We start from the raw sequence: 6,136 nt of genomic DNA on the forward strand, positions 1-6,136 counted from the left end.
TACCACATTATGTAACATCCATCACTCCCAAATTTCATCAAAAACAATCCATGACAGTGCACCCTATTTTTGAGTTTTGGAACGGGATGCCCGATTTCGCTTCATTATGTAGTAAAATCGGGCGGCATTACGGTTTTCTAAAAGAATCAATTTTTACTTCTTAGAATATCATTTACAGTTGTTTTCATGGAATAAATCACCGTTTTTTTGTAATGGGCTGCTATAAGCAGCACTCTTATTTGCTCGGAACGGGAAAGATGTTTAAAACGAGGTTCTTGTTTTAAAAAGGAGCGAACGATTGGCCAGCTGGCCGGCATCAAAGGAAAGTCATCAAGAGGTTGTTTGTTCCGAAATCGATGAAACCACGATATCATTCCAGGTGAACGACTACTTTTATCGACAATACAGGGCGCATAAATATTTTTCGTGTGTTTTTTAAGGGATTCAAATCGATCTTGCCCGCTAACAATAATGTAACTGCCATCCTTCCGATTTTTTTTGACTACTAAAACAAACATGCAGTCCCACATAACTCTCTGAAGTTTCTTAAGGTGCTCTGTAATTTTCATCGATAGTCCAGGTTTGATTTTGTCCAGAGGAATATACTGTATCGTGAATTTCATACTCAGCCCCTCCTGTTTTTTCATTTGCTCTTCCCAATTTCTAGCAGCAGGTGCGTTAGTTTGGTGAAATTCGTTATGAAGTACAATGAATTCCTTTTTAAAAATGTATGATGTGGGGCGCATGTCACATACGAGTAAGTTAAAAAACAATTTGGGCCCACGCAAAAAACCGGAAAAGACGCGAAGTCTTTTCCGGTTTTTATTTAAAATTAATTCGATTTAAGATTTTTGCTTTTTGATAATGAAATAATGATTTAGATAATTCAAAGATGGTTCCGTTCGTTAAGCAAACAGTATTTTCAATAATCAATGCTGGATCTATCGGATGAACATGCAGCAACCTCGCGCTCTCTTCATCGATTTTTTCGCAGTTGATCACTTTGTCAGCGAAACCAATTTGTAACCTCAGGTCATCAATAAGATAACTATAAATAGAGCTCGATGCGATATCTTCATTTAAATAGGGCACAATATTTTTTTTAAAGTAACTTATTTCAATGGAAAAAGGTTCATTGTCGACGATTCGCAGCCGCTTTATATAATAAAGTTTAGCCCCCACTTCACAACGCAATGGTTTCGCGATAACTTCATCCGCTTCAATCACATCGAGGGCCAAAATTTTCGTCTCAATGTTTTTGGCAGTCAAATCTTTTGTTAATCCTCTAAGGCTGCCTAAATTGATATAATCCGTTTCAGACTTTTCCCGTAAAAACATGCCACTGCCTTGCACCTGGTAGATTAGCCCGCGATTGACCAGCTGATTAATTGCTTTTCGAATCGTATTTCGGCTCACTTCAAATTTTTTTATCAACTCATCTTCAGTCGGTAACTTCTTCGTATGATCAAATTGCCCATCATGAATTTCTTGTTCTAAACCATCTGCAATTTCTTTGTATTTGACCGCCATATAATCTCCCTATTTTGTGTTCAAACTTTTACTGCCTCTATTATACACAAAACCTTTTTGGTAAAACCATATCGGGTTGAGCAACCTTTAGCTTAAGTACAATATTTCACAATCTTTCTTGTGGAGTAAAATAAAAGGACAGTGCTGACTGTCCCTTTATTTTGTTTATATTTAGTTTTCCTTTTTTACGACCGGATCATTATTTTCATAAACAAGCCAATCAGAGCCTTTGATTTTATTTGATGCGTCGATGATTTTTTGCTTAACTCTTTCCTTTTCAGAGCCGGTTAATAACGTCGGCTGATAATCATTCCTTGAGGAAACAGAAGATATTGAAAATGGAACAACGTTGATTTCCTTCGTATCGGAGAGAACTCCATTTTTCAAATGGAAGGTTTGTTGAAAAACAAACGTATCCTTGTCACTTGGATTTCTATTCCCGCCAAACATGAAGTTGCCAAGACTATACACAATAAATTTCCCTTTATATTCTTCAATTCCTTGGACAACATGAGGATGGTGACCTAGAATTAGATCTGCACCACTATCGATAGTAAATCGGGCTAACGACTTTTGGGAACTGTCAGGGACATAATGCCGTTCACTTCCCCAATGATAATGAACGAGAATGATTTGCGCACCTTGTGCTCGCAGCTCTTTAATATCATTCGCCACTTGACTGCGTATTTCCGATGTGTCTGACCAACCCTCATATCCAAGTGCACCTATTTTCGTATCTTTTACGGTTGTAATATATTTATGATCATACCCAAAGTAACCGATATTCTGATTTTTTAATGACGTAATGGTATCCTGATAGCCTTTATCTAAGTAATCATGGATATGATTGTTTGCTAGATTTACCGCTTCAATTCCACCTAATTTGAGAATTTCCGCATAGGATGGATCACCCTTAAAGCGAAATGTTTTTACCGCTTTTTTGGTCGCATTTGTTAGTGTCGTTTCTAAATTGACCGTTGTGAAATCATCATTTAAAAAGATATTATCCAAGCCTTCAACAAAATACGGCAGTCCATTGTCAGCAGCTGCTTTGATGAAGGAAGAACTATAATTAAACGATTCATCCGAACCAAGCGTGAAATCACCGGCAGCACTTATTTTAATGGTTGTTTCCTTGACTTGTTCTGGTTTAATTTCAGGTTTGATTTCTGGTTTCGTTTCTTGCATTGGTTCTTCTTTTTTTACCTTTTCAGCCGCTTTTTCTATATTGTTGGAGATTTTCGAAGCAGTTTTCTCTTCTATCAAACTGCTGTTCAAGTAAAAACCACCAGCAATAAGCAAAATAACTACAAGGATGAGGAAAGGTAGAAATGCTTTCTTCCTTCCTTGTTTTTTGTCTTTTCTACTATTCATAATCCCAATGACCCCTTTAATATTCCTAATTTTTCTTATTTTACAATAAATACACTTAATACTCTATAAAAAATAAAACCCATGGCCGCCTCTAAGAAGAAGAATACCATGGGTTTTGAGCGTTGATTATTTTAAATTTGTGAAAACTCTTCTACTAATTCACCAAACCGATTCAGTGAATTTTCAATTGGGTATGGTGTCGTTAAATCGACGCCGGTCTTCTTTAACAATTCAAGCGGATGATCCGAACTGCCGCTCTTTAAGAATTCTAAATAGGAAGTAAGTGTCTCTTGATCACCTTCAAGAATCTTTGTCGCCAAATGGATCGCTGACGCAAATCCAGTTGCATACTTGTAAACATAGAAGGGGCGGTAAAAATGAGGAATTCTTGACCAGCCGAATTTTACTTCCTCATCGAAGACGACCTCATCGCCATTGTATTCCCTGAATAATGTCTCATAGGTTTGGTTAAAGACTTCTACATTAAGCGGCATTCCTTTTTCTGCCATTTCATGTGTTTTCATTTCAAACTCGGCGAACATCACCTGTGTAAAAAACGTACCCTTAAATTGATCGATAAAATGATTCACTAAATGTTTCCGAACATCAGGGTCTTTCTCATTGTTTAATAAATAATTAATTAATAGCACTTCATTAACGGTTGATGCCACTTCTGCCACAAATATGCTGTACCTGGCAGTTATTTGCGGTTGATACTGTGAACTCAACCGGCTGTGGACACCATGCCCGCATTCATGGACCAATGTGAATAAACTGTCCAAATCATCCTGATGATTTAAAAGGATATAAGGATGGACGCCGTACACCCCCAGATTGTAAGCACCTGACCGCTTCCCAGGTGTTTCTCTCACATCTAGATAACGAGCCTCTTTAAACTCCTTCAGGATATTGACATAGTCTTCTCCAAGTGGGGCTAACGCTTTGCACATCGTGTCATAGGCTTCCTCGTATGAAATGACTTGCTTAACTCCATTAACCAGCGGGACACTCATATCATATTGACGAAGTTCATCAAGCTTCAATTTTTCCTTGCGAATCCTTGAATATTGATGGAGTGGACTGATATTTTGTTTCGTTGTTATGATGAGATTCTCATATACCTCTTTTGGTACGTTATCTCCAAACAGAGATTTTTCTAACGCTGAAGAATATTGACGGATTTTAGCCGTTGTCACATTATTTTTGATGGCCGCTGAAAGTGTTGAAGCAATTGAATTTTTTAATTGCAGGTAGGGCTGATAATATGCCTTATAGGCCTCTCTTCGTTTTTCACGATCCGTATCTTCTATTAATTTGGAGTACATTCCCCTGGTTAGTTCGACACGGTCACCGCTCTCACTGGTCACTTCCCCGAATTTAATATCTGCATTATTCATCATCCCAAAAATGTTACCCGGTGCCGAGAGGGCTTCCCCTAATTGGGATAGGACTGCTTCCTGTTCCTTCGTTAATACATGCTGCTTGTAACGGAACGACTCCCATAGATCCTCTGCAAAATAGTCCAGCTTCTTTTCCGCTTTTATGTATCCTGTTAATGTTTCTTCATCCAGGCTTAATAAATAAGGCATAAAGAAGGAGGTGGAAGCACTAACTTTTACACTCAATTGTTTCGCTCGGTCTAAATAAGACTGTGAGGCGGTATCCCTTGTATTTTCATCTACTCTTAACATCGCATAGGCATAAACTTTGTTGAATAGAAAAGATAATTCTTCTCGCTGATTGAGATATTGATACAATATGTTCCCATCTTGAATGGTTCCATCATATTTCTTCAGGTTAGCAGCTATTTCTTGAATCTTCAGATAATCCTCTTCCCATTTGTTGAGATCTGAATAAATATCATCTAAATTCCACTTTTCATGAACGGGCACTTCATTTCGATTGGTATAACTCACCATTAATTATTCCTCTCCTCTCTATGCAAACCGTATCTATTCTCTATCATAATCAATATATTCTCAAATTCCTATTGGCAAACCTTAAAAAAGGAGAACATAAAAAAGCAGGCCACCGAAATGACCTGCTTGCTTTAAATAATTATCTTGCTAATTCTTTCTCAATAACGGCTAATCTTTCTTTGACCTCATCTTCACTTAAACCGTGCTGGGCAACATAACGGTTGCGTGGGTGAACGCGGCACTCATGTGAACAGCTGCGTAAGTGCTTATGTTCGTTCTCTTCTGAGCAAAGAATTTTTCGGTTACATTCTGGGTTGGCACAATTCACATAGCGTTCACATGACTCACCCGTGTAAAAATCCTTCCCAACAACGACATGCTCTTTACGGTTAACAGGAACGCTTATTCGCTCGTCAAACACATAGAGTTGACCATCCCATAGATCTCCCTGTACTTGAGGATCCTTACCATAAGTGACAATCCCGCCTTCAAGCTGTGATACATCTTCAAAGCCTTCTTGAATCAGCCAGCCGGAGAATTTTTCGCAGCGAATCCCGCCTGTACAGTAGGTTAGAATCTTTTTTCCATCAAACTCCTGCTTATTTTCTCTTATCCATTGTGGCAGGTCACGGAAGTTAAGAATATCCGGTCTTAAAGCCCCTCTAAAATGACCTAGATCATACTCATAATCATTTCGCGCATCGATGACAACTGTATCTTCTTTTTGCATTTCCGCAAAGAATTCCTTTGGTTTCAAATGTTTCCCTGTTTGCAAATTCGGATCGACGTCATCTTCCAAACGCAACGTGACAAGTTCCGGTCTGAACCGTACCTTCATTTTTTTAAAAGCATGCTCAGTCGCTTCATCAATTTTAAAAATAGTCCCTGCAAATAGTGGATGTTCATTCATATATTTCATATACGAGTCAGTTTGTTCAATGGTGCCTGACACCGTGCCGTTAATTCCCTCAGCTGCAATGATAATCCGGCCTTTGAGGCCAAGTTCATTACAGACATTAAGATGTTCCTGGGTTACATCTTCAGGATTCTCAATGGATACATATTTATAATACAATAACACTCTATAGTCTTGATTCATGGTTACCACCTTACAATTTTATATATAAAAAACCCTAGGTTTTTAACATTAACCTTATTATTATAGCAAAAACAGACAAGGAAGTTCAAATTTTTTCACTTTCCAAAGGATGCAATTCCTGCATAGGTGGATATTACCATCCGTCCTTCCTCCCTTTTTCTGTTACAATTTTCTATGTGAGAATTTGTAAGGAGGAACACAAACTATGAACAAA

The 6,136-nt window shown here is 38.0% G+C and carries 5 protein-coding genes; all 5 read right to left on the reverse strand.

Annotated features, from left to right (window positions below; translation table 11 throughout):
• Positions 1 to 146: 146 nt before the first annotated feature.
• Positions 147 to 623 carry a hypothetical protein gene (locus V7137_RS26915; protein WP_335700914.1) on the reverse strand — a complete coding sequence of 159 codons (477 nt, stop codon included), beginning with the start codon at positions 621 to 623 and terminating at the stop codon, positions 147 to 149.
• A 199-nt stretch (positions 624 to 822) separates the two neighbouring features.
• Positions 823 to 1,530 (reverse strand): GntR family transcriptional regulator, encoded by a 708-nt coding sequence (locus tag V7137_RS26920; RefSeq protein WP_335700915.1) that lies wholly within the window; start codon positions 1,528 to 1,530, stop codon positions 823 to 825.
• A gap of 171 nt (positions 1,531 to 1,701) precedes the next feature.
• A complete protein-coding gene (locus V7137_RS26925) occupies positions 1,702 to 2,904 on the reverse strand; it encodes a CapA family protein (RefSeq protein WP_335700916.1) in 1,203 nt (400 codons plus the stop codon).
• 131 nt (positions 2,905 to 3,035) lie between these two features.
• Complete coding sequence (pepF, locus tag V7137_RS26930) at positions 3,036 to 4,823, reverse strand: oligoendopeptidase F (RefSeq protein ID WP_335700917.1); 1,788 nt, start codon at positions 4,821 to 4,823, stop codon at positions 3,036 to 3,038.
• Between the two features lie 139 nt (positions 4,824 to 4,962).
• Positions 4,963 to 5,922: an oxygen-dependent tRNA uridine(34) hydroxylase TrhO gene (gene trhO / locus V7137_RS26935; RefSeq protein ID WP_335700918.1), complete on the reverse strand. Its 960-nt coding sequence runs from the start codon at positions 5,920 to 5,922 to the stop codon at positions 4,963 to 4,965.
• Between the last annotated feature and the right edge of the window lie 214 nt (positions 5,923 to 6,136).

The organism is Neobacillus drentensis (assembly GCF_036962765.1).
In the GTDB taxonomy this organism is placed as follows: domain Bacteria; phylum Bacillota; class Bacilli; order Bacillales; family Cytobacillaceae; genus Neobacillus; species Neobacillus drentensis_C.